Genomic DNA, 21,305 nt, shown 5'->3' on the forward strand with positions numbered 1-21,305 from the left:
GCCGTGCGGCCGGGCCCTCGGGGCTCAGCCCCAGGGATCCTCGTCCGGGTGGTCCGGCTCCGGGGGCTCCTCGACCGGCCACTCGTCCCGCGGCTCCTCGCGCGCGGGAGCGGCCCCGCCGTCCTGCCCACTGCCCTGCCCACTGCCCTGCCCACTGCCCTCCCCGCTGCCGCGCACGGCGTCGAGCACGCCCTGGCCGTACTTCGCCAGCTTGTTCTCGCCCACCCCGTTCACGGTGCCCAGCGCCGCCAACGACGCCGGGGCGAGCGTGGCGATCGCGCGCAGGGTCGCGTCGTGGAAGATCACGTAGGCGGGGACGCCCTGCTCCTTCGCCGTGGCCCCGCGCCAGGCCCGCAGCCGCTCGAAGATCGGCGCGGCCGCGGCGGGGAGGTCGGCGGGGGCGGGCTTCGACGTGCTGCGCCGCGTCCGGGTCCGCTCGGGGTCCTTGCGCAGCATCACCTTCCGGCTCCCGCCGAGCACCTCGCGGCTGCCGTCGGTGAGCTGCAGGGTGTTGTACGCGCCGCCCACGGCGAGCAGCTCCCGGGCGAGCAGCTGGCGGACCACGCCGCGCCACTCGCCGTCCGCCAGCTCGGTGCCGATGCCGAAGGTGGACAGCTCGTCGTGGCGGAACTGCTCGACCTTGGGCGTCTTCTTGCCCAGCAGGATGTCCACGGTCTGCTGGGCGCCGAAGGACTGGTTGCGCTCCTTCTTCAGCCGCCAGATCGTGGACAGCAGCTTCTGCGCGGGAACCGTGCCGTCCCAGGTCTCGGCGGGGGTCAGACAGGTGTCGCAGTTGCCGCACGGCTCGCCGCGCTGCCCGAAGTAGGCGAGCAGCTGCACCCGCCTGCACTCCACGGTCTCGCAGAGCGCGAGCATCGCGTCGAGGTGCTGGGACAGGCGCTGCTTGTGGGCCCGGTCGCCCTCGGAGTCGTCGATCATCTTGCGCTGCTGCACGACGTCCGCGAGCCCGTAGGCGAGCCACGCGGTGGACGGCAGCCCGTCCCGGCCCGCACGCCCGGTCTCCTGGTAGTACCCCTCGACGGACTTGGGCAGGTCCAGGTGCGCGACGAACCGGACGTCCGGCTTGTCGATCCCCATCCCGAACGCGATGGTCGCGCACATGACCAGGCCCTCCTCGCGGAGGAAGCGGGCCTGGTGCTCGCGGCGGACCGCGGCGTCGAGCCCCGCGTGGTAGGGCAGCGCCTTGACGCCCTGGGCCGTCAGGAACTCCGCGGTCTGCTCCACCGACTTGCGGGACAGGCAGTAGACGATCCCGGCGTCTCCCGCGTGCTCGGTGCGCAAGAGCTCCAGCAGCTGCTTGCGGGGCTCCGCCTTCGGCACGATCCGGTACTGGATGTTGGGCCGGTCGAAGCTCGCCACGACCTGCTTGGCCGTCGTCAGGTCCAGCCGCTCGGCGATCTCGGTGCGGGTGTGCTCGGTGGCGGTGGCCGTGAGGGCGATCCGCGGGATGCTCGGCCAGCGCTCGTGCAGCTCGGAGAGCATGAGGTAGTCGGGGCGGAAGTCGTGGCCCCACTGCGCGACACAGTGCGCCTCGTCGATGGCGAACAGGGCGATCGTGCTGCGGTCCAGCAGGTTCACCGTCGAGCCCAGCCGCAACCGCTCCGGGGCCAGGTACAGCAGGTCCAGCTCGCCCGCGAGCAGCGCGCGTTCGGTCTCGCGGCGCTCGTCGGGCGTCTGGGTGGAGTTGAGGAACCCGGCGCGGACGCCGAGCGCGTGCAGCGCGTCCACCTGGTCCTGCATGAGCGCGATCAGCGGCGAGACCACCACGCCCGTGCCCTCGCGGACCAGCGCGGGCACCTGGTAGCACAGCGACTTGCCGCCGCCGGTGGGCATCAGGACCAACGCGTCCCCGCCCGCGACGACGTGCTCCACGACCTCCGCCTGGGGCCCGCGGAAGGCGTCGTAGCCGAAGACCCGGTGCAGGACGTCGAGGGCGGCGGACGCGGGGGGAGCAGTCACGCCACCGATCGTAGGGGAGCGGCGGCGGCCCCCGACCGCTCGTGCGTGGTAAGTGGTGCTCTGGCACCACTGGGTCCACCCGCCCCGCGGCTCCGCCGCTGCCGTCCCCCGGCCCACGCACGGGCGCGTCAGCGCAGGCTCGACTCCCAGGCCGCGTGGAGGCGGGCGAAGTCGCCGTCGGTGGCCAGCAGCTCCCGCGGGGTGCCGTCCTGGACGATCCGGCCCCGCTCCAGGACCAGGACGCGGTCGGCGATCGCGACCGTCGAGAGGCGGTGGGCGATGATCAGCGCCGTGCGGTCGGCCAGCACCGTCTCCAGCGCGGCCTGGACGGCGCGTTCACTGGGGATGTCCAGGCTCGAAGTGGCCTCGTCCAGCAGGACGACGGCCGGGTCCGCGAGCACCACCCGGGCCAGCGAGACGAGCTGGCGCTGGCCCGCGGAGAGGCGCCCGCCGCGCTTGCGGACGTCGGTGTCCACGCCCTCGGGCAGGTCCTGCACGAAGTCCGCACCCACCGCCGCCAGGGCCGCCTCGATCTCGGCGCGGGTCGCGGACGGGCGGCCGAGGGCCACGTTGTCCGCCACCGAGCCGGAGAACAGGAAGGGGTCCTGGGTGACCATCACCAGCGCGCGGCGGAGGTCGTCGTCCGCCAGGGACCGCAGGTCCACGCCGTCGAGCAACACCCGGCCGGACGTGGGGTCGTGGAAGCGGGCCGCCAGCTTGGCGATCGTGGTCTTGCCGGCGCCGGTGGCGCCGACGAGTGCGACCGTCTGACCTGCGGGCACGTGCAGCGACAGCTCGGGCAGCACCGGGCGTTCGGGCGCTCGCGGAGACGGAGCCTGCGGAGACGACCATCGGCGCGGGTAGGCGAAGGTGACCTCGTCGAACTCCAGCTCGCCGCGGGCCCGCAGCGGCTGCGGGTGCTCCGGTTCCGGCACCGTCTCGGGCGTGTCCAGCACCGACGCGAGCTTCTCCAGGGCCGCCGCGGCGGACTGGTAGGCGTTGAGGAACTGGGCGAGCTGGTCGAGCGGATCGTAGAACCGGCGCAGGTACAGCAGGAACGCGGTCAGCGCGCCGAGCTCCAGCGCCCCGCCGGTCACCCGCAGCGCACCGATCAGCAGGACGAGCGCGAGGGTCACGTTGCCGACCGCGCGCACCGACGCGACGAACCAGGACAGTGTGAGCAGGGCCGCGGCGTTCGCGTCCCGGTACCGCCCGTTGAGCTGATCCATGATCGACTCGTTGCGGGCCTCGCGGCGGTAGGCCTGGACCGCCCGGATCCCGTTCATCGACTCGACGAAGTGCACGATCACCCGCGCCACCCAGGTGCGGGTGAGCCGGTAGCTCGCCCGCGAGGAGCGCTGGAACCAGCGGGTGAGCAGCACCAGCGGCACGAACCCGGCCAGCACCACCCCCGCCAGCACCGGGTCGATCAGCAGCAGGAGCACGGTGATCCCGCCGAGCGAGAGCAGGGCGCCGAGCAGGCCGTCGAGCCCGGTCTCCAGCAGGTCGTCGATGGACTCCAGGTCGCTGGTCAACCGCGAGATCAGCCGCCCGGAGGTGTAGGACTCGTGCCATTCCAGGGCCAGCCGCTGGGCGTGGGTGAAGACCCGGCGGCGCAGCTCCAGGAGCACGTCCTGGCCGATCCGGCCGGAGAGCAGCAGGAACCCGGCACGCAGCCCGGCCGAGGCCAGCCCGCACGCCGCGTACCCGACGATCGCCCAGGCCAGCTCGCCCGGCCGCCCGTCGAGCGCCGCGGGCACGCCGGTGTCGATGGCCAGCGCGACGAGCAGCGGCCCGGTCAGCATGACCGCGTTCTCCAGCACCAGGATCAGCAGCGCGAGCGCCACGCCGCCGCGGTGCGGCCGCAGCAGCGAGCCCACCAGCCCCCGGGCGCTGCGGGCGAGCCGCAGCCCGGCGGCCCGGGTGACCTCCTGGTCGTCGTCCCCGACCCCCTGCCACTCCAGGTCCGCGCTCATCGCTCTCGCCCGCTGCGCGGGCTCGGCGCTGCGCTGATGGCGCTGTGCTGATGGTTCGCTCGCACGCTCGCTCACGACCGCACCAGCTCCGCCGACAGGAGGTCCCGGTAGGTCGCGTCCTGCGCCAGCAGGTCCGAGTGCCGCCCCACGGCCGTGATGCGGCCGTCCGCCAGCACCGCCACCCGGTCCGCGAGCTGCACCGTCGACGGGCGGTGCGCCACGACCAGCGCGGTCACCCCGCCCAGCACCCGGCGCAGGGCGGCCTCCACCTCGGCCTCGGTGTGGACGTCGAGGGCCGAGAGCGGGTCGTCGAGCACCAGGACGGGCGGGCGGCCGATCACGGCGCGGGCCAGCGCGAGCCGCTGCCGTTGGCCGCCGGACAGGGACATCCCCTGCTCGCCGATCCGGGTGTCGATCCCCCACGGCAGGGCCTCGACGAAGCCGCGGGCGCCCGCGACCTCCAGGGCCTCCCACACGGCGTCGTCCGGCGCGTCCGGGACGCCGAGGGCCACGTTCTCCCGCACGCTCGCGGAGATCAGCACCGGCTCCTCGAACGCCGTGGCGACCACCCGGCGCAGGTCGGCGAGCCGCCAGCGCCGCACGTCCACGCCGTCGACCAGCACGGACCCGTCGGTGACGTCCACCAGCCTGCCGACCAGCGACGTGAGCAGCGTCTTGCCGGAGCCGGTGGCCCCCACCAGCGCCAGGGTCTCGCCGGGCTCGACGGTCAGGTCGACCCCGCGCAGGACCGTGCCGACGTGCACGTCCCGGAACTCGATCCGCCCGCGCAGGTCCCCGTCGGCGGGGGACTCGGGGACCTCCGGGTCGGTGATCGTGGGCTGGACGTCCATGACCTCCCAGAACCGCCTGCTCGCGGCCCCCGCGTTCCCGGCCTCGGTGAGCAGCCAGCCCAGCGACGCGATCGGCCAGTACAGATAGGTCATGATCGTGACGGCGGCGACCAGGGTGCCGACCGTCAGCGCGCCGGTGGACACCCCGTACGTGCCGAGCGCGAGGATCACGGTGATCGCGGCCTCGGGCAGCAGCACGAGCACGCACCACAGCGCCGCGCGGAGCCGCACCTTGCGCAGCTCGGTGCCGCGCAGCCTGCGGGCGTCGGCGAGGAAGCGTGCGGTGATCTCGCGGCGGCGCCCCAGGGACCGCAGCACCCGCACCCCGAGCGCGGACTCCTCGACCACGGTCGCGAGGTCGCCCCCCTGGTCCTGGGCCCGGCGCGCGACGGCGGAGAAGCGGCTCTCGATGCGCAGCGTGACGGCCACCATCGGCACCGCCAGGACCAGCAGCGCGAGCCCGAGCATCCACGACAGCGCGCCGAGCACCACGATGCCCACGATCGCGGTGATCGTGTTCACCACCAGGAACACCCCGGCGAACGCGAGGAAGCGGCGCAGGGTGGACAGGTCCTGGATCGCCCGGGACAGCAGCTGCCCCGACGGCCGACGGTCGTGGAAGGCGAGCGGCAGCCGCTGGAGGTGGGCGTAGAGGTCGGCGCGCATCGTCGCCTCGATGAGCGTCGTGGGCCGGGCGACCAGCCTGCGACGCAGGAACAGCAGCAGGGCCTCGCCGACGCCGAGGGCGAGCACGCCCGCGACCAGCCAGGGCAGCAGCGAGAGGTCCCCGGCGGTGATCGGGCCGTCGACGATGCGGCGGGTGACCAGCGGCACGGCGAGCGCGGCGAGGTTCCCGAGGAGCGCGGCGGCGGCGGAGCCGAGCAGGACGGCCCGGTGGGGACGGATGTAGGGAGCGAGCCGGCGCAGCGCGGCGAGGGTCGCGACGGGCGGGAGGTCCCGCGTCGCGGCGGTCGTCGTGGGGGTCGCCTGCTCCGGATCGGGAGGGGCGCTCATGGTGGGTTCAAGCCTACGAAGCCGCGTGGTATGCCGCACCCCAGTTACCGGCCGCCGGCAGGTGGTAGACACGGGGCAGACACCGGACGCCGGAAGGACGAGCGTGGAACTGAAGATCGGGTACAAGGCCTCGGCGGAGCAGTTCGGGCCCCGTGACCTGGTGGAGTACGCGGTGCGGGCCGAGGAGGTGGGCCTGGACAGCGTGTGGGTGTCGGACCACTTCCTGCCGTGGCGGCACGAGGGCGGGCACGCGCCGTCGGCGTTGACCTGGATGGCGGCGGTGGGGGAGCGCACCGAGCGGGTGCTGATCGGCACGTCGGTGACCACGCCGACGTTCCGGTACAACCCGGCGGTGATGGCCCAGACGTTCGCCACGATGGCGCTGCTGACCGGGGACCGGGTGATCCTGGGCGCGGGTACGGGTGAGGCGCTCAACGAGGTCGCGGTGTCCGGCATGCAGTGGCCGGAGTTCAAGGAGCGCTACGCGCGGCTGCGCGAGGCGGTGCGGCTGATGCGCGCGCTGTGGACCGAGGACGAGGTGGACTTCGACGGCGAGTACTACACGCTGGTGGGCGCCTCGATCTACGACCGCCCGGCCAAGCCGGTGCCGGTGTACATCGCCGCGGGTGGCCCGCAGGTGGCCCGTTACGCGGGCCGGTCGGGTGACGGGATGATCTGCACGTCGGGCAAGGGCATGGAGCTCTACACCGACAAGCTGATGCCCGCGGTGACCGAGGGGGCGGAGAAGGAGGACCGTGACCCGGCCTCGATCGACCGCACCATCGAGATCAAGATGTCCTACGACCGGGACGCGGACGTGGCGTTGGAGAACTGCCGGTTCTGGGCGCCGTTGTCGTTGACCGCGGAGCAGAAGCACTCGGTGAACAGCTCCCAGGAGATGGAGCGCCTGGCCGACGAGCTGCCCATCGAGCAGGTGGCCAAGCGGTGGATCGTGGCGTCGGACCCGGACGAGGCGGTCGCGCAGATCAAGCCCTACCTGGACGCGGGCCTGAACCACCTGGTCTTCCACGGCCCGGGCCACGACCAGGAGCGTTTCCTGTCCCAGTTCGCCGAGGACGTCCTGCCGAAGCTGCGGGCGCTGGGCTGAGCAGTGTGATCCGCGCGGTGATCTGCGCGGTGATCTGCGCGGTCAGTGCTGATTGTTAGTGTGCGACCCGGCGGCGGACGAGGAGGAGACGACCATGGGTGACCCGGTGATCGTGCAGGAGGGGCGGGTCCTGAAGGTCCGCGTCGCCGCCGGGCGGGCGAACGCGCTGGACGAGGCGGCGATGACCGAGGCCGCGCAGGCGCTGCGGGAGCTCGCGACCGTCGAGCAGGCTGCGGCGCAGGGGATCGGGGCGGTGCAGCTGGTCCACCCCGGCGGGAACTTCTGCGCGGGCGGGGACGTCCGCTCGTTCGCCGCCGCCGAGGACCGGGGGACCTTCGTCAAGGGTGTCGCGGACGTGTTCCACGACTTCCTCGAGGCCTACGTCGGCGCCGCCGTGCCGACGGTCGCCGGGGTGCAGGGCTGGGCCGCGGGCGCGGGGATGAGCATCGTGCTCGCCACCGACATCGTGGTGGTGGGCGGGTCCACCAAGATCCGCCCGGCCTACCCGGGCATCGGCTTCTCGCCGGACGGCGGGATGAGCTGGACGCTGCCCCGGATCGTCGGCCTGGCGCGGGCGCGCCACATCCTGCTCAGCGACCAGGTGCTCGGCGCCGAGGACATGCTCGGGCTCGGCATCGCCTCCGCGCTGGTCGACGACGCCGACCTCGCCGCCGAGGCGGACGCCACCGCCTACCGGCTCGCCCAGGGGCCCACGGCCGCGCTCGGCCGGATCACCGCGCTGCTGGCCGCCGCGTACGACCGTCCGCTGCGCGCCCACCTCGACGCCGAGGCCGAGGCGATCTCCGCCAGCGCCGCGGGCGAGGAGGGGGCGGAGGGCCTGCGCGCCTTCGGGGAGAAGCGGGCTCCCCGCTTCCATCCCTGAGCGGGTCGCGGGAGGCCTCCGACACGGTTTGGGTCCGTCGCCGGCGGGGGACTCCCGGACGGGCGCCGGATCCGGCGCCGGACCTCCGATCGCCGGGAGCGGTGCGCGCGTGAACGTCCAGGGTCTGACGGGGGGCGGGACCCGCCCGACCGGCACGCCCGTATCGGCCGACACCGCCGACCCGACCGACTCGGCGGCCGAGGAACTGCGCGTGGTGCGGACCGCGACCCCCGACGCACTCGCGGGCATCCGCGCCGTCGTGTCCACCTGGGCGCGCGGCGTGGGCCTGTCCGCGGACGGCCTGGTCGACCTGCTGCTGGCGGTGGGGGAGGCGGCGGCGAACGTCGTCGACCACGCCTACCGCGGCGGCCCGCCCGGCCCCGTCGAGGTCGAGCTGGGCCTGCGCGCGGACCGCGCCGGTCGGGTGGTCACCGCGCGCATCTCCGACCGCGGCCGCTGGCGCCCGAGCCTCGCCGACGCGGGGGATCGGGGGCGAGGACTGCCGATGATCCGCGCCCTGGCCCAGTACCTGGACGTCGCGGCCACGCCGACCGGCACGCAGGTCTGTTTGGAGCTCGCGGTCTCGTGAGCGAACGCTGACGGTTGACGCTTGGGACGCCCAAGCACCACTCGGCGACGCTTGGGACGCCCAAGCGTCAGCGGTGCGGGCGCGGGCGTTGACGCTCGGGACGCCCAAGCACCACTCGGCGACGCTTGGGACGCCCAAGCGTCAGCGGCGCGGGCGCGGGCGTTGACGCTCGGGACGCCCAAGCACCACTCGGCGACGCTTGGGACGCCCAAGCGTCACACAAGCGTGCGGGCGTTGATGCTTGGGACGCCCAAGCGTCACACAGGCAGGCGAGCGAGCCGGGACTAGCGGCCGGGGACGGAACCGCCCGCGACCAGCCGGCGCGGACCGCCAAGGGTGGCCGGGCGGGCGGCGCGCAGACCGGGCAGCACGACCGCGGACCGGGACGGGACCGGGCGGTAGCCGCCGAGGGCGGGTCGCATCGGGAACCCGCCCGCGGGGGCGAACAGCCCCTCGAGGCCTGCGGAGACCGGGCCGACGGAGGTGCGCAGCAGCTCCTGGAACGCGTCGTACTGGGCGACGGCTTCGACCACGTCCCCCTTGGCGAGCAGCGCCTCGATCAGGGCCCGGCGCGCGCTCTCCCGGCTGGGGGCGGCGGCCACGGCGATCTCGGCGACGTCCACGGCGTCCGCGTGCAGACCCGCGGCGGAGAGCTTGCCGGAGACCTCCTCGAGGGAGGCGAGCCGGAGCTGGCGGAAGCGCTCACGCTCGACGGCGATCCACGGCGAGGTCCAGGCCGGGAGGATGTCCTGGGACAGCAGGTCGGTGGCGGGGCGCTCGTCGAGTCGGCCACCGCCGGAGAAGGCGCGTACCAGCAGCATCGCGTCCGACAGGTCGACCTCGACCTCGTCGGCCAGCGCGAGGGGGGCCGCCGCGTCCGACGGGTCGCCGACGAGCAGCCCCGGGACGTCGATGGCGTCGACCGCCTCGGCGAGCAGCCGGGCGGCGGCCTCGGCCGGGACACCGGGCCACAGGTCTGCGGCCAGACCCGCCCGCGGCTGCGGGCGGCGGTGCACCGCCAGGTAGGCGACGACGCGGCGGGCGTCGACGCTCAGCGGCACGCTCGCGCCGTCGGAGGTGAGGCCGAACGAGCCGAGCACCGCGATGCGGTGGCTCGGACACTCGGCGAAGGATCGGCGGTGACCGTCAGGCATGGTGATCCCAAATGTGATGGAACGCTGCTGTGTGACCTGTGAGGGCGGCCTCTTGGGCCCGGCCCGCGCAACAGTGTTCTCCGGCGCGCGCCGCTTGCCAAGGGGCTGTTTCGTCACAGTTACGATCTGTGCGTACCTATATGACGAGTCGCAGGTACAGCCGCGGTGTGACGATCCTACGGTGATCATAGACCACGCTCCGTGGACGGGTGCCTACGGGGTGGCGTGCAGGCGGACGTGCGTGCCGCGGCCGTCCCGCCACACGTGCAGCAGGTCGCACAGCTGCCGCGCGATCCACACCCCGCGCCCGCGCGGGTCCGCCGGGTGCGGGGCCACGAGCCCCGGCAGCGGCTCGTGCAGGTCGCCCGAGTCGTGCACCTCGCACACCAGCCCGCCGGAGGTCGCCCACAGGTGGATCTCGGCCTGCGGCGACCCGTGCTCGACGGCGTTCGTGGCGACCTCGTTGACGGCCAGGACCAGGTCCTCCGACCGGACCGGGTCGAAGCCCAGGGCGGGGGCGAGCTGCGCGACCATCGCCCGGACCTCGTGCAGCTGCCAGGAGTTGTAGCGGTGGACGACGTCCGGCGGGCCGAGGACCAGCGGTGTGCTGGGATCGCGGTCGCGCAGCACCTCGACCGGGCAGCGGTGGCTCGGGTTGTCGCGGAACCCGTCCCCCTCGACCAGCAGCGGATGGTTGGCCCGGGCCCCCTCCAACACCTCGAGGTGCAGCGGGAAGCCGGGGTAGAGGCACACCAGGTCGACGGGCAGGTCGCCGAGGGCGACGTTCAGCGCGGCGTCGAGCTCGGTCCAGTAGCCGCCGTCGACGCCGTCGAGCCCGGGGTCGTGCGCGGACAGCACCGTCACCCCCGCGTGCGTCCCGCCGCCCTGCACGAGCGCGCGCAGCTCCCGCGCCCGCAGCGCCGCGGTGGTCTGCCCCGAGCCGCCGTTCGCCCCGTGCGGCACTGTGAGGGCGACAAAGTCCTTGTCCCCCAACGCTTCCCGGACCGCCGACTCGACCGCGGGCGGCACCGCGAGCGCGAGCCGCTCACCCCGCCCGACGGCGGCACGGGCGAGCGCCACAGCCCGCCGGACCTGGTCCTCGGTCCCGTCGTGGAAGGCGACGGCGTGGCGCAGCCGGTGGGTCTCGGGGACCCGGGACTCGACCTTCACGCGGTCCTCCTCACGATCCGCCGCCCGCGCCGTGGGCGCGGGCCTCCCGCACCACGAGCTGCGCCGCGAACGGCGCCCCGCAGCGGTCCAGGACGCGCAGCACCGCGGGCCGCACGTCGCTGAGCACCAGCCGGTGCATGCTGGGGAACTCCTCGGCCGCGTGCACCAGCGCGACCGCGCCGGCGACGTCGAGGAACCGCAGCGACGCCAGGTTGAGCTCGATGTCGGTGTCCGAGTCGGCCGCCCGCAACGCCCGGTCGAGCGCCTCGCCGATGATGCGGTGGATCATCGGCCGGTTGCTGTGGTCGGCCTCGCCCGCCAGCCGCGCGGAGTTGCGGCCGGTCTGGGTGATCCGCAGCAGCCCGTCGTCGTAGGCGGCGGGGGCGTCGAGCTCCTCGCGGTGCACGCCGCGCATGTGTTCGATCTGGGCGTCGGTGTAGCGGGTGTGGTCGTAGAGGCACAGGGCGGTGAGCCCACGCTCGACGACCACCTCGTCCAGCGCCCGGTCGTAGTCCGACAGCGGGACCCCGCCCGGGGAGTCCGCGCCGTAGCTCAGCTGCCCGGTCATCCGCAGGCCCGACCAGCCCTGCGCGACCGACCCGTCGACATAGGAGTGCAGCAGCGAGCGGACGTCCGCGACCGGCGACCGGAACGCACCGCGGGTGACGTCCGCGGGGACCACCTGCAGCTGCCCGCTGCGCAGCGCCCCGGCGACCGGCATCCGGTCCTCGGTCAGCCGGTCCAGGACGCGCTCGGACGTGCCGTCGTCGAAGTAGACGACCTTCTCCCCGCCGGACAGGCCGCGGGCGAGGAACCGGGAGGTGAGCTCCCACAGCCCCTCGTCGCTCACCGGGACCGCGCACGCGTGGTCACCCGCGCGCATGTCCTCCGCCGTTCGCACGTCCACGCTTCCGGAGTCCCTCTGCTGCCGTCCGTGATCAAGGCGACACGCTACGGGCCCCGGCGGGGTGAGCCGTCCCGCGAATGGTGCACGCCGCGCCGAACAGCGAGAACACGGCGGCGAGCGGTCCGGCGAGCGGTCGGTTCTACGGGACCAGCGGTGGTACGCGGGCGACGACGAGGTGGGGTCCCGGTTCGGCGGTCGCCCGCCGCAACCCGTCGGCCAGCTCCTCCGCGGTCGTCGCCACGGCCGTCGGGACGCCGAGGCCCGCGCCGATCGCCGCGAAGTCCAGCCGCGGCGAGCCGAGGTCCAGCAGCGACCGGGCGGGGGAGTCCTCGGCCAGGGTCGCCCCCACGCCGAGGAGCTCGCCGCGCAGGATCGCGTAGGCCCCGTTGTCGTAGAGGACCGTCGTGACGTCCAGCCCCTCGCGGGCCTGCGTCCAGAGCGCCTGCACGGTGTACATCGCGCTGCCGTCCGCCTGCAGGCTCCAGACCGGGCGGTCGGGGCACGCGACCGCGGCGCCGATCGCGGCGGGCATGCCGAAGCCGATCGCGCCGCCGGTGAGCGTGAGCCAGTCGTGCCGCGGCGCGCCCGCGGTGGCCTGGGGCAGCCCCGCGCCGCTGGTCAGCGACTCGTCGACGACGATCGCGCCCTCCGGCAGCAGCGCGCCCACCACGGCCGCCGCGAGCGGAGCGGTCAGTGCGCCCGTGGGCAGCTCGGGCCGTGCGGCCGTGGCGAGCGTCGGGTCCGGGGTGTCCGCCGCGACGAGGTCGGCGAGCGCCAGGAGCGCGGTCTCGCCCGCGGCGCCCGTCTCCGCGACCCGGTGCACCGTGCAGCCCTCGGGGACCAGGTCGCCGGACTTGCCGGGGTAGCCGAAGAAGGTGACGGGGGAGTGGGCGCCCACCAGGACCAGGTGGGCGGTGCCCGCGAGCTGCTCCCTGGCGACGTCTCCGGGGTAGGCCAGACGCGGGAGGTCCGGCAGGCCCGCCCCGCGCTCCATGCGGGTGGGGAAGCACTCCGCCAGCAGGGCGGTGCCGGTGGCCGCCGCGATCCGCTGCGCGGCCCGCAGCCCCGCGGCGCGCAGCCCGGTCCCGCCGATCAGCAGGGTGCAGCGCTCGCCCGACCACAGCGCCTTGGCGGCCGACTCGAGCCCGTCGGCGTCGAGGGCGCCGCGACCGAGCGGGCTCACCGGGCGCGGGACACCGCGCGCGTACCCGGGGCCCCAGGCCACGTCGGCGGGGACGAGCAGCGTCGAGATCGCGGGCGGCGGCCCGCAGGCGGCGGCGACCGCGTCGGCCACGTCCGGCCCGAGGCGCTCGGGATCGGTGGTGCGGTGCACGCGGGCGGACACCACGCCGGCGAGGGAGTCGACGTCCGACTCGAGTGGGGCGTCGAGCGGCTTGTGGTCCCGGGCGTGGTCGCCCACGACGTTGACCACCGGGGTGCCGGCGCGACGGGCGTTGTGCAGGTTCGCGGTGCCGTTGGCCAGGCCCGGCCCGAGGTGCAGCAGCGTCGCCGCGGGGCGGTCGGCCATCCGGGCGTACCCGTCCGCCGCGCCGGTGGCGACCCCCTCGAACAGGGTGAGCACCGCCCGCATCCGGGGCTCGCCGTCGAGCGCCGCGACGAGGTGCATCTCGGAGGTGCCGGGGTTGGCGAAGCAGGCCGTGACGCCCGTGTCCGCGAGGGTGCCGAGCAGCACGGCGGCACCGGTGGGGTCGGGCGCACGCTCAGCCACGGGTCACCGACACGTCGATCCCCGGGTTGCCCGCGATCGTCTGCAGCACCACGCAGTACCGCTCCGTGAGCTTCATCAACAACGCGACCTGCTCCTCGTCCGCCGAGGTCCGCAGGTCGAAGGTGAGCCGGATGTCCCGGAAGCCGACCGGAGCCTGCTTGTCGACCCCGAGGGTGCCGCGGAAGTCGAGGTCGCCCTCGGCCCGCACGGCCCCCTCGACGTCCAGCCCCAGGCTCGTGGCCACCGCCCGCAGGGTGACCCCGGCGCACGCGACCAGCGCCTCCAGGAGCATGTCGCCGGAGCAGAGCTGGGTGCCGTCCCCGCCGGTGGCCGGGTGCAGCCCGGCCTCGACCAGCGCGGTCGAGGTCTGCACCTTGCAGGCCACGCCGCTGCCGTCGAGCTCTCCGGAGGCCCGCAACGTGACCAGCGCGGAGTCCGCGTCCTCGGCGTAGCGCTTCTTGAGGGGAGCCTGCACGTCCTTGAGCTGAGTGGCGTCCATGGCCCCATCGTGACCCACGTATAGCCTTCGCGCCGTGAAAGGGGTGCTGACCGTCCCCAACCTGCTGAGCCTGCTGCGGCTGGCGGGGGTGCCGCTGTTCCTGTGGCTGCTGCTCGGCCCGGAGGCGGACGGCTGGGCGATCCTGGTGCTGGCGGTCGGCGGGTTCACCGACTGGGCGGACGGCAAGCTCGCCCGCCTGCTGGACCAGTACTCGCGGCTCGGCGAGCTGCTCGACCCCGCGGTCGACCGGCTCTACATCCTCGCGGCCCTGGTGGCGCTCGGAGTGCGCGAGATCGTGCCCTGGTGGGTGGTGGTCGTGCTGGTCGCGCGGGACCTCGTCCTCGGCGTCTGCGTGGCGGTGCTGCGCCGGCTGGGATACGGCCCGTTCCCGGTGACCTACCTGGGCAAGGCGGCGACCTTCCTGCTGCTCTACGCCTTCCCGATCCTGCTGCTGGGCACCCAGGGCGGGTTCTGGGGCGCGCTCGCCCAGCCGTTCGGTTACGCCTTCGCGGCCTGGGGGGTGGCCCTCTACCTGTGGTCGGGGCTGCTCTACCTGACGCAGTTCGGGCTGGCACTGCGGGCGGGTCCCGTTCGTGTCGGCGGGTCGCGCTAGGCTCCGCCGCGTGACGGAGCAGACGCCCGAGGACCTGCGCTACACCGAGGCCCACGAGTGGGTCCGCATCCTGGAGTCCGGCCGGGTCCGGGTCGGGATCACCGACCACGCCCAGTCCCAGCTCGGGGACGTCGTGTTCGTCCAGCTCCCCGACGTGGGAGCCGTGTTCGCGGCGGGGGACGCGCTCGGCGAGGTCGAGTCGACCAAGTCGGTCTCGGACATCTACGCCCCGGTCGGCGGCACCGTCGTCGAGGTGAACACCGCGCTCGAGGGCACCCCCGAGCTGATCAACTCGTCGGCGTACGGGGAGGGGTGGCTCCTCGAGCTGGAGCCCACCGAGGACGGCGCGGCCGCCGTCGCCGCCCTGCTCGACGCGGCCGGCTACCGCGAGCTGACGGCCGGCGCCTGAGCCCCGGTCGGGCCCGCACCGGCGGGCCGCGCACGCTAGGTTCGACCTGTACGACGCAATCGCAGGAGGAGACCCCGAGGTGACCACGAACGACGGGCCCGGCGTCCCGCCGGAGCGTTCCCCGGAGACCACGTCGGTCTTCCGCGCGGACTTCCTGGCCGACGTCGAGCCCCCGGCCCAGGAGCAGCCCGTCTCGGGCGTCGACGGGCTGCCGCCCGGTTCCGCGCTGCTGGTGGTGCGGCGGGGCCCGAACGCGGGCTCGCGCTTCCTGCTGGACCGGCCCACCACGAGCGCGGGCCGGCACCCGGACAGCGACATCTTCCTGGACGACGTGACCGTCTCCCGGCGGCACGCGGAGTTCCGCCGGGACTCCGGCGAGTTCGTCGTGGTGGACGTGGGCAGCCTCAACGGCACCTACGTCAACCGGGAGCCGGTGGACACCGCCGTGCTCGCGAACGGCGACGAGGTCCAGATCGGCAAGTTCCGGCTGGTCTTCCTCACCGGGCCGGTCGAGCCCGGTGCGGGGGCCTGAGCGGGTCGCCGGGCGGGAACACACGCCCGTCCGGAGGCGCGCGGATGTCGGACGGCGCGTGTAGCGTCGACAGGGTCGGACTCCAGGGTCAGGACCCCAGGATGAGGAGGCGGGCCGCATGAGTGAGATGCGTGTCGTGGGTGTCAGGGTCGAACTGCCCGCCAACCAGCCGATCCTCCTGTTGCGGGAGACCCAGGGCGACCGCTACCTGCCGATCTGGATCGGTTCGGTGGAGGCCACCGCCATCGCGCTCGAGCAGCAGGGCGTCAAGCCCGCCCGCCCGCTGACCCACGACCTGCTCAAGGACGTGATCGGCGCGCTGGGGCGGCGGCTGGAGCAGGTGCGGATCACCGACCTGCAGGAGGGCACCTTCTACGCCGAGCTGATCTTCGACGGCGGGATCACGGTGTCGGCGCGGCCCAGCGACTCGGTGGCGCTCGCGCTGCGGATCGGCGTGCCGATCCACGCGGACGAGAGCGTGCTCGCCGAGGCGGGCCTGGTGATCCCGGACGAGCAGGAGGACGAGGTCGAGAAGTTCCGCGAGTTCCTCGACAACGTCTCGCCCGAGGACTTCCGGGGCGCCCAGCCGGGCTAGGTACAGCCGTGAAGTGACGGGCCTGTCGCCGACACGCCCGGGTGAGCCGGTCATGCGGCGGCGCGCCGCGTTGACCGGGAGCGTCGGCACGCTTACGGTCGGTTCCGTCAAGTTGCTGCAGCGGTCGTCGGGGCCCGGTCGGTCTCGGTAGGCGGGAAGGAGAGCCGTGGACGGGTCGTCGTCCGACGGGCCCTCGCAGGGCGAGCTCTTCCCGGACCCGCTGGTGGGTGAGGGCCTCGACGGTCTCCCGGACCAGCTCGTCGGGTTCCGTGGTCCGACCGCCTGCCAGGTCGTGGGCATCACGTACCGGCAGCTGGACTACTGGGCGCGCACCGGCCTGGTCGTCCCGTCGATCCGCGGCGCGGCGGGCTCCGGCTCGCAGCGGCTGTACTCGTTCAAGGACGTCCTGGTCCTGAAGGTCGTCAAGCGCCTGCTCGACGCCGGGGTCTCCCTGCAGAACATCCGGGTGGCGGTCGAGCACCTGCGCCGCCGCGGGATCAGGGACCTGGCCGGCATCACGCTGTTCTCGGACGGCACCACGGTCTACGAGTGCACCAGCCCCGAAGAGGTCGTCGACCTGCTCCAGGGCGGCCAGGGCGTCTTCGGCATCGCGGTCTCCGGCGCCATGCGCGAGATCACCGGCAGCATCAAGGACTTCCCCGTCGAGCGTGCGGACGGCGGCACGGTGGACGAGTCCCCCGAGGACGAGCTCAGCAAGCGCCGCGCCCGCCGCGCCATCAGCTGACCGTCGGCGGGACACCCCCCAGCCGGCCGAGATGAACATGAGGGCGGTTCGGGGCCACCCCGAATCGCCCTGACGTTCATCTCGGCGCTCGGAGGGCGCGGCCGACCGTGGCGACGACGTACTCCGGGCGCCGGAAGACGTCGTTCTTGGTGAAGCGGAGCATGCGCCACCCCCGGTCGGTGAGCATGGTCGTGCGGGCGATGTCGCGGAGCACCTGGTCGGCCTCGACATGGGGCGCACCCTCGTACTCGATGCCGACCTGCCGCCGCGGGTAGGCGAGGTCGATCCACACCGCCTCTTTCGCGACGACGTCCTGCACCACCCACTGCACCTCGGGCGGCGGCAGGCCGGAATCGTGCAGCAGGAGGCGGAGCAGCGTCTCGGGTCGGGAACCCGAGCGGTAATCGGCGAGGTCCACGACCTCGGGCAGCCGCGCGCAGCCGCGCAGCGCGGGATGGACCCAGTCGAGCTGGAGGATCTCCGCGGGGCCGAAGGCGCAGTGGTTCGCGAGCCGGTCCACGGCGGCGACCGCCTCGTTCCGACTCGGGGCCCACCTCGCGAGGTCGAAGGCCGTTCGTCGCGGCGTCGTCACCGCCATCCCGTCGACGGCCGTGATCTCGTCCTCGCGGAGGGTGTCGCGGTGCAGCCGGAGGCCGGACGGGACCCGGATCCCTCCGCCGGGCACGGTGACGTCCGGCACGGTGTCGGCGCCCGGCGCGCACCCCGCGCCGTGCAGCTCCGCCGCGGCGTACCCCGAGAGGACTCCCCGATGCTGCATGTGCAGGTAGGCGGCCTGCGCGCGGACTCGCAGGCTGAGCACCGTGCCGGCGGGCACATACACGTCGGGGTAGACACGCAGGAAGCGCGCCCCCTTCACCTGTGCCGGTGACAGCAGCCCCGCACGCACCGCCCACGACCCGCGGAACACGGTCGGCCATCCCGGCACGTCGGTCCTCAGCATGCGCTCACAGTGCGGCATCGGCCGTCGCCCGTGGGCGGAACGACCAAATCCACCGCCGAGATGAACGTGAGGGCGATTCCGGGTGGCCCCGAATCGCCCTCAGGTTCATCTCGGTCAGGTGGGGCGGAAGGGGTCGTGCTCGGCGAGGAGGCGTTCGAGCCTGGCCTGGTCGACGCGGGAGAGGACCGTGTTGCGCTCCTGCTTGTCCCGCACCGTCTTGGCGAGGGTGAACGCGCTGGTGGTCACGTAGAGCACGCTGACCGCGAGGAAGGCCCGCACCCAGGGATCGGCGGGCAGGTACAGCACTCCGACGACGACCGCGGCGAGCGCGATCCCGAAGGAGAGGACGGCCTGCAGGTGGAAGGCGGCCGTCGTCGGGCTGGAGGTGGCGCGGTCGTCGCTGCTCATGGGGTGATTCTGGGCGTGATCCACGCCCCGGTCCTCGGTGGAACTACCGGAACGGGACTACGCTGTCGTCCGTAGTCGCCGATCCCACGCGGGAGAGACCCGGCCGAGCACTGCAGGCACCACAGGCCGGGCGCCGAAGGAGCAACTCCTCCCCGGAACCTCTCAGGCACCCGAGACCGCGTGGGCGAGACGCCTCTGGAAAGCGGCCGCGCGCCCGCCGACGGGGAAAGCCCTGCACCACCGGGGTGAATCTCTCAGGCGCCCTCCGGGGCATCGACAGAGGGGGAGGGCAGTACGCGCCGAGATCCGTCTGCCCACCGGAGGCCCCGTGAGCGACCGTCCCACTCTTGCCGAGCTCGTCGACCCGCCGTTCGCGGACCGGCACGTCGGGCCCCGGCCCGCCGAGCTGGCACGGATGCTCGACGCGATCGGCGTCGGCTCCCTGGACGAGCTGGCGGACCGGGCGCTGCCCCCGTCCATCCGAGACGGCGCGGACGTGCCGACGACCATCCCGGCCGCCGCGTCGGAGACGGAGATGCTGGCCGAGCTGCGCGCCCTGGCCGCCCGCAACACCGTGACCGTCCCGATGATCGGGCTCGGCTACTCCGGCACCGTCACCCCGCCCGTGATCCGCAGGCACGTGCTGGAGAACCCGGCCTGGTACACGGCCTACACGCCGTACCAGCCGGAGATCAGCCAGGGCAGGCTCGAGGCGCTGCTCGCCTTCCAGACCATGGTCGCCGACCTGTCCGGGCTGCCGGTCGCAGGCGCCTCCCTGCTCGACGAGGCCACCGCGGCCGCCGAGGCCATGACCCTGCTGCGTCGGGCCGGGCGCGCGAAGTCCGCCCGGTTCGTCGTCGACGCCGACACCCTGCCCCAGACGCTGGACGTGCTGCGCACCCGCGCCGAGCCGCTCGGCATCGAGCTGGTGGTCGCCGACCTCGACGCGGGGCTGCCCGAGGGCGAGCTGTTCGGCGCGCTGCTGTCGTACCCGGGCGCCTCTGGACGCGTGGTCGACCCCTCCGCGCTGATCGAGGCGGTGCACGAGCGCGGCGGACTGGTCGCGGTCGCGGCCGACCTGCTGGCGCTCACCCTGCTCACCCCGCCCGGCGAGCTGGGGGCGGACGCGGTCGTCGGGACCACGCAGCGCTTCGGGGTGCCGCTCGGCTTCGGCGGCCCGCACGCGGGCTACCTGTCGGTCAAGCAGGCCTACGCCCGGCAGCTGCCGGGCAGGCTCGTCGGCGTCTCGCGGGACGCGGACGGCAACCCCGCGCTGCGGCTGGCGCTGCAGACCCGCGAGCAGCACATCCGCCGGGAGAAGGCGACCTCGAACATCTGCACCGCGCAGGTGCTGCTCGCCGTCGTCGCCGCGTGCTACGCGGTCTACCACGGCGCCGAGGGGCTCACCCGGATCGCGCGCCGCACCCACCGCATGGCCGCCATCCTCGCGGCCGGGCTGCGGCAGGGCGGGGTCGACGTCGTGCACGGGGAGTTCTTCGACACCGTCCGGGTCCGGGTGGCGGACGCCGGGGCGGTCGCGGACAAGGCCCACGACCTCGGGATCTCCGTCCACCGGGTCTCGGACACCGAGCTCGGCCTCGCGTGCTCCGAGCTGACCACGACGGCGCACCTGCAGGCGCTGTTCACCGCCTTCGGGATCGACGCCGTCCCGACCGACACCGACGACGCCCTGCCCGCGGATCTGCACCGGACCTCGGAGTTCCTGACCCACCCGACCTTCTCGGAGCACCGCTCCGAGACCGCGCTCATGCGCTGGCTGCGCCGCCTGGCGGACGCGGACCTGGCGCTGGACCGCACGATGATCCCGCTCGGCTCGTGCACCATGAAGCTGAACGCCACCGCCGAGATGGAGCCCATCACCTGGCCGGAGTTCGCCGACCTGCACCCGTTCGCGCCCACCGCGGACAGCGCGGGCACCCGGGAGATGATCACCCAGCTCGAGCGCTGGCTCGCCGAGCTGACCGGCTACGCCGCGGTCTCCGTGCAGCCCAACGCCGGTTCGCAGGGCGAGCTGGCCGGGCTGCTGGCCATCGCGGCGTACCACCGGTCCCGCGGCGAGCAGCGTGACGTCTGCCTGATCCCGTCGAGCGCGCACGGCACGAACGCGGCGTCCGCGGTGATGGCGGGCATGCGGGTCGTCGTGGTGGCGACGGACGCGCTCGGCAACGTGGACCTCGCGGACCTGCGCGCCAAGATCGCCGCGCACCGGGACACCCTGGCCGCGTTGATGATCACCTACCCGTCGACGCACGGGGTCTACGAGACCGACGTCCGGGAGGTCTGCGCCGCCGTGCACGAGGCGGGCGGGCAGGTCTACGTGGACGGGGCCAACCTCAACGCGCTGGTGGGGCTGGCGCGGCCGGGGGCGTTCGGCGGCGACGTCTCGCACCTCAACCTGCACAAGACCTTCTGCATCCCGCACGGCGGCGGCGGGCCGGGGGTCGGACCGGTGGCCGTCGCGGAGCATCTGGCGGAGTTCCTGCCCGGCCGCGGGGTCGTCGGCGCGGTGTCGGCGGCGCCGTTCGGCAGCCCCGGCGTGCTGCCGATCCCGTGGGCGTACATCCGGATGATGGGGGTGCCCGGCCTGCGCCGGGCGACGCTCACCGCGGTGGCCGCGGCCAACTACGTCGCGGTGCGGCTGCGCGAGCACTACCCGGTGCTCTACGCGGGCGCGGACGGTGGCGTGGCCCACGAGTGCATCCTCGACCTGCGGGGGATCACCAAGGAGTCCGGGGTGACGGTCGACGACGTCGCCAAGCGGCTCGCCGACTACGGACTCCACGCACCGACGATGTCCTTCCCCGTCGCGGGCACGCTGATGGTCGAGCCGACCGAGAGCGAGGACCTCGCGGAGATCGACCGCTTCGTCGACGCCATGATCGGCATCCGCGCCGAGATCGCGCGGGTGCAGGCGGGGGAGTGGCCGGTGGAGGACAACCCGCTGCGCGGCGCGCCGCACACCGCGGCCTGCCTGGTCGACAAGTGGGACCACCCGTACTCCCGCGACCTGGCCGCGTACCCGATGGCGGTGACACCCGGCGTCCACGACCGCAAGGTCTGGCCGCCGGTGCGCCGCATCGACGGCGCCCACGGCGACCGCAACCTCGTCTGCAGCTGCCCCCCGATCGACGCGTACTCCAGCTGAGCGAACGGCGCGTTCG

At 74.0% G+C, this 21,305-nt stretch carries 19 protein-coding genes and 1 riboswitch; of the genes, 9 read left to right on the plus strand and 10 right to left on the minus strand.

The annotated features are described in order from the left end of the window. Window positions 1-24: 24 nt before the first annotated feature. From recQ to L3X23_RS08675, 3 genes are all read right to left on the minus strand, one after another. Window positions 25-1,980, minus strand: coding sequence for a DNA helicase RecQ (gene recQ / locus L3X23_RS08665; RefSeq protein WP_237191580.1), 1,956 nt, complete (start codon window positions 1,978-1,980; stop codon window positions 25-27). Window positions 1,981-2,108: 128 nt separating this feature from the next. Next, window positions 2,109-4,031, minus strand: a complete 1,923-nt coding sequence (locus tag L3X23_RS08670; RefSeq protein ID WP_237191581.1) for an ABC transporter ATP-binding protein — start codon at window positions 4,029-4,031, stop codon at window positions 2,109-2,111. Next, window positions 4,028-5,821, minus strand: a complete 1,794-nt coding sequence (locus tag L3X23_RS08675) for an ABC transporter ATP-binding protein (protein WP_237191582.1) — start codon at window positions 5,819-5,821, stop codon at window positions 4,028-4,030. The genes L3X23_RS08670 and L3X23_RS08675 overlap by 4 nt, the downstream gene beginning before the upstream one ends. 103 nt (window positions 5,822-5,924) lie before the next feature. Between L3X23_RS08675 and fgd the strand changes: the two genes are divergently transcribed. The 3 genes from fgd to L3X23_RS08690 all read left to right on the plus strand — a co-directional run bounded on the left by fgd (window position 5,925) and on the right by L3X23_RS08690 (window position 8,401). Beyond that, the gene (fgd, locus tag L3X23_RS08680; RefSeq protein WP_237191583.1) at window positions 5,925-6,929 is read left to right on the plus strand and encodes a glucose-6-phosphate dehydrogenase (coenzyme-F420); all 1,005 of its coding nucleotides are present in this window, start codon (window positions 5,925-5,927) and stop codon (window positions 6,927-6,929) included. Between the two features lie 94 nt (window positions 6,930-7,023). Beyond that, window positions 7,024-7,812 (plus strand): enoyl-CoA hydratase/isomerase family protein, encoded by a 789-nt coding sequence (locus tag L3X23_RS08685; protein ID WP_237191584.1) that lies wholly within the window; start codon window positions 7,024-7,026, stop codon window positions 7,810-7,812. Between the two features lie 109 nt (window positions 7,813-7,921). Further along, a complete protein-coding gene (locus L3X23_RS08690) occupies window positions 7,922-8,401 on the plus strand; it encodes an ATP-binding protein (protein ID WP_237191585.1) in 480 nt (159 codons plus the stop codon). Window positions 8,402-8,685: 284 nt separating this feature from the next. On the opposite strand, the gene L3X23_RS08695 is transcribed toward L3X23_RS08690, so the two are convergent. The 5 genes from L3X23_RS08695 to L3X23_RS08715 form a co-directional block, all read right to left on the minus strand. Further along, window positions 8,686-9,555, minus strand: coding sequence for a bacterial transcriptional activator domain-containing protein (locus L3X23_RS08695; protein WP_237191586.1), 870 nt, complete (start codon window positions 9,553-9,555; stop codon window positions 8,686-8,688). Window positions 9,556-9,768: 213 nt separating this feature from the next. Next, window positions 9,769-10,725, minus strand: a complete 957-nt coding sequence (locus L3X23_RS08700) for an ATP-binding protein (protein WP_237191587.1) — start codon at window positions 10,723-10,725, stop codon at window positions 9,769-9,771. Between the two features lie 10 nt (window positions 10,726-10,735). Then, entirely contained in the window at window positions 10,736-11,632 is an 897-nt protein-coding gene (locus L3X23_RS08705; protein ID WP_237191589.1) for an MEDS domain-containing protein, read from the minus strand. A gap of 139 nt (window positions 11,633-11,771) precedes the next feature. Then, window positions 11,772-13,361 (minus strand): acetolactate synthase large subunit, encoded by a 1,590-nt coding sequence (locus L3X23_RS08710; RefSeq protein WP_237191591.1) that lies wholly within the window; start codon window positions 13,359-13,361, stop codon window positions 11,772-11,774. Then, complete coding sequence (locus tag L3X23_RS08715) at window positions 13,354-13,860, minus strand: OsmC family protein (protein ID WP_237191593.1); 507 nt, start codon at window positions 13,858-13,860, stop codon at window positions 13,354-13,356. Before L3X23_RS08715 ends, L3X23_RS08710 begins: the two co-directional genes overlap by 8 nt. 34 nt (window positions 13,861-13,894) lie before the next feature. On the opposite strand from L3X23_RS08715, the gene L3X23_RS08720 reads away from it, so the two are divergent. The 5 genes from L3X23_RS08720 to L3X23_RS08740 all read left to right on the plus strand — a co-directional run bounded on the left by L3X23_RS08720 (window position 13,895) and on the right by L3X23_RS08740 (window position 16,754). Further along, entirely contained in the window at window positions 13,895-14,473 is a 579-nt protein-coding gene (locus tag L3X23_RS08720; protein ID WP_093074701.1) for a CDP-alcohol phosphatidyltransferase family protein, read from the plus strand. Between the two features lie 10 nt (window positions 14,474-14,483). Further along, a complete protein-coding gene (gene gcvH, locus L3X23_RS08725) occupies window positions 14,484-14,882 on the plus strand; it encodes a glycine cleavage system protein GcvH (RefSeq protein WP_237191594.1) in 399 nt (132 codons plus the stop codon). Window positions 14,883-14,961: 79 nt separating this feature from the next. After that, window positions 14,962-15,414 carry a glycogen accumulation regulator GarA gene (gene garA / locus L3X23_RS08730; RefSeq protein WP_093074695.1) on the plus strand — a complete coding sequence of 151 codons (453 nt, stop codon included), beginning with the start codon at window positions 14,962-14,964 and terminating at the stop codon, window positions 15,412-15,414. Between the two features lie 118 nt (window positions 15,415-15,532). Then, window positions 15,533-16,009: a bifunctional nuclease family protein gene (locus tag L3X23_RS08735; protein WP_093074691.1), complete on the plus strand. Its 477-nt coding sequence runs from the start codon at window positions 15,533-15,535 to the stop codon at window positions 16,007-16,009. A gap of 166 nt (window positions 16,010-16,175) precedes the next feature. After that, window positions 16,176-16,754 (plus strand): MerR family transcriptional regulator, encoded by a 579-nt coding sequence (locus tag L3X23_RS08740; RefSeq protein ID WP_093074688.1) that lies wholly within the window; start codon window positions 16,176-16,178, stop codon window positions 16,752-16,754. Between the two features lie 76 nt (window positions 16,755-16,830). Here the strand turns inward: L3X23_RS08740 and L3X23_RS08745 are convergent, their stop codons facing one another. Both L3X23_RS08745 and L3X23_RS08750 read right to left on the minus strand, forming a co-directional pair. Then, window positions 16,831-17,715, minus strand: a complete 885-nt coding sequence (locus L3X23_RS08745) for an endonuclease domain-containing protein (protein WP_237191596.1) — start codon at window positions 17,713-17,715, stop codon at window positions 16,831-16,833. A gap of 114 nt (window positions 17,716-17,829) precedes the next feature. Further along, window positions 17,830-18,123, minus strand: a complete 294-nt coding sequence (locus L3X23_RS08750; RefSeq protein WP_093074681.1) for a YiaA/YiaB family inner membrane protein — start codon at window positions 18,121-18,123, stop codon at window positions 17,830-17,832. Window positions 18,124-18,202: 79 nt separating this feature from the next. After that, window positions 18,203-18,312: riboswitch (glycine riboswitch) on the plus strand. A gap of 139 nt (window positions 18,313-18,451) precedes the next feature. Here L3X23_RS08750 and gcvP point away from each other — a divergent pair. Then, the gene (gene gcvP, locus L3X23_RS08755) at window positions 18,452-21,289 is read left to right on the plus strand and encodes an aminomethyl-transferring glycine dehydrogenase (RefSeq protein ID WP_237191597.1); all 2,838 of its coding nucleotides are present in this window, start codon (window positions 18,452-18,454) and stop codon (window positions 21,287-21,289) included. Window positions 21,290-21,305 lie beyond the last annotated feature (16 nt).

The sequence above is a fragment of the Pseudonocardia sp. WMMC193 genome, from assembly GCF_021728735.1.
GTDB lineage: Bacteria > Actinomycetota > Actinomycetes > Mycobacteriales > Pseudonocardiaceae > Pseudonocardia > Pseudonocardia oroxyli.

What these genes read in the sequence shown, in the direction of transcription:
- L3X23_RS08675 (WP_237191582.1), bottom strand. Translation starts at nt 5,821, where the DNA reads ATGAGCGCCCCTCCCGATCCGGAGCAGGCGACCCCCACGACGACCGCC.
- L3X23_RS08685 (WP_237191584.1), top strand. Translation starts at nt 7,024, where the DNA reads ATGGGTGACCCGGTGATCGTGCAGGAGGGGCGGGTCCTGAAGGTCCGC.
- L3X23_RS08695 (WP_237191586.1), bottom strand. Translation starts at nt 9,555, where the DNA reads ATGCCTGACGGTCACCGCCGATCCTTCGCCGAGTGTCCGAGCCACCGC.
- L3X23_RS08715 (WP_237191593.1), bottom strand. Translation starts at nt 13,860, where the DNA reads ATGGACGCCACTCAGCTCAAGGACGTGCAGGCTCCCCTCAAGAAGCGC.
- L3X23_RS08735 (WP_093074691.1), top strand. Translation starts at nt 15,533, where the DNA reads ATGAGTGAGATGCGTGTCGTGGGTGTCAGGGTCGAACTGCCCGCCAAC.
- L3X23_RS08745 (WP_237191596.1), bottom strand. Translation starts at nt 17,715, where the DNA reads ATGCTGAGGACCGACGTGCCGGGATGGCCGACCGTGTTCCGCGGGTCG.
- L3X23_RS08750 (WP_093074681.1), bottom strand. Translation starts at nt 18,123, where the DNA reads ATGAGCAGCGACGACCGCGCCACCTCCAGCCCGACGACGGCCGCCTTC.